Source organism: Photobacterium sp. R1, from assembly GCF_054600795.1.
The window spans coordinates 1-272 of the sequence record NZ_BAAHZP010000542.1 but is presented as its reverse complement, the minus strand read 5'-3'; the positions used below and the strand labels follow the sequence as shown (position 1 = coordinate 272).

The window sequence follows — 272 nt, the reverse complement described above, 5'->3', positions numbered from 1 at the left end:
ATCAACCGTATTGCTGTTCGAACCAGCTTTCGAGGATAACGACAGCAGACTGAGAGTCGACAGTGCCTTTGCTGAGCGAGCGGTAGCCGCCGCGGGCAAACAGATCGGAGCGCGCTTCGACTGTACTCAAGCGTTCATCATGTAATTCGACCTGGCATCCGAACCGGCCGTGCAGGCGGTTGGCAAATTTGCGGGCGCGTGGGGTGATACTTTCCAGCTCCTGGCCGTAAACATCCAGCGGCAGGCCAACCACAATCAGATCGGGTTGCCAT

The 272-nt window shown here is 57.4% G+C and carries 1 protein-coding gene; it reads right to left on the bottom strand.

Annotated elements, in window-relative coordinates; all coding sequences use genetic code 11:
• Window position 1: 1 nt before the first annotated feature.
• Window positions 2-272 (bottom strand): Holliday junction resolvase RuvX (gene ruvX, locus ACYP03_RS26195; RefSeq protein WP_459782699.1); only part of this gene is annotated, 271 nt, incomplete at its 5' end.